This is a genomic window from Paraburkholderia sp. RL17-373-BIF-A (genome assembly GCF_046030175.1).
Taxonomy (GTDB): domain Bacteria; phylum Pseudomonadota; class Gammaproteobacteria; order Burkholderiales; family Burkholderiaceae; genus Paraburkholderia.
In genome coordinates this window covers 1-1,305 of sequence record NZ_JARESO010000269.1, presented here as the reverse complement: position 1 = coordinate 1,305, position 1,305 = coordinate 1, and the positions used below count along the sequence as shown (strand labels likewise).

The 1,305-nt window shown below is 54.5% G+C and carries 1 protein-coding gene and 1 pseudogene; one reads left to right on the top strand and one right to left on the bottom strand.

Features of this window, described 5'->3' with window-relative positions:
- The first annotated feature begins 243 nt into the window (after positions 1-243).
- Positions 244-831 carry a TIGR00645 family protein gene (locus P0D80_RS50245; protein ID WP_408296223.1) on the top strand — a complete coding sequence of 196 codons (588 nt, stop codon included), beginning with the start codon at positions 244-246 and terminating at the stop codon, positions 829-831.
- Positions 832-995: 164 nt separating this feature from the next.
- Here the strand turns inward: P0D80_RS50245 and P0D80_RS50240 are convergent.
- Positions 996-1,305: pseudogene (locus P0D80_RS50240) on the bottom strand (transposase); the annotation flags it as partial.

The following is a 1,305-nucleotide window of genomic DNA, read 5'->3' as shown; positions in this document are numbered from 1 at the left end:
AAATCGAACGCTCTCATTCACCTCCGACGATCCGGTGTGCTTTGCTGTAACCGCGCGGTTGCTTAAAATCGACAGGGCTAGCGGTTTTTCGATCACGTCAACGAAAGATATCAATTACTATCCCACCCTTCATGCGTGGTCTCGTTGTGGTTAAGCCGCAGCTGCACTGCGGCTTCTTTTTTGCGCAACTTGTCGCGCTTCTCCGGAAATCTCGCCTCACCCTCTATCAATTTTGACGATATCGTGTCCGCGCCCCCGTCATCCTTTCGCACGCACCCAGTCCGCCGTCCACTGAAACCGCTGCCCGCGATCATTTTCATGAGTCGCTGGCTGCAGGTTCCGCTCTATCTGGGTCTGATAGTGGCGCAGGGCGTGTACGTGTTACTGTTCCTGAAGGAAGTCTGGCACCTCATCACCCCCGCCACCACGCTTGACGAAACCACTATCATGATGGCGGTGCTTGGCCTGATCGACGTGGTAATGATCTCGAACCTGCTGATCATGGTGATCGTGGGGGGTTATGAAACCTTCGTCTCTCGCTTGGGCCTCGAAGGGCATCCGGATGAGCCCGAATGGCTCGACCACGTCAACGCAGGGGTGCTGAAAGTCAAACTGTCGATGGCGCTCATTGGTATCTCGTCAATCAACCTGCTCAAAACCTTCATCAACCCGGACCAGCACACCGAACACGCGGTTTTGTGGCAAGTCATCATCCATGTGGTATTCCTGCTGTCGGCGCTGATCATGGCGTGGACAGATCGTCTTACCACGCATACGCACCCGGCGCACGTTCATGGCGAATCCATCGCGTCCTTTAAGACGAGTGACTGAGCGTTGCGGCCAGAAAGGGGGGCATTTGCAGTGAACACCCGTCCGCTGATTCAGGGAGATTTAGTCGCGTGGAGAAGCCAGCAACCAGCTGTAGGAGCAAGTGATCGTTATGTCACTAATAACAAGCAATACTCTTTTTAGAGCTTTCGGCGGCCATTGTAAGGATGACAAGATTGGTACTTCACGCTGCGCCACAGTCGTTCGATAAAAACGTTGTCCCGCCAGCTTCCCTTGCCATCCATCGACAAAGCGATTCCGCGCGAGAGGACCGCGTCGGTGAAGACCGTACTGGTGAATTGGCTGCCTTGATCAGTATTGACGATCTCAGGCAATCCATATTTTGCGAATGCTTCTTCGAGCGCTGCTACCGCATGCTCAGCCTCCATCGTGATCGCGACTCGGTGCGCTAAAACACGGCGGCTGGCCTAATCGATCACAGCAGTGAGATAGACGAAGCCGTGTGCCATAGGCACG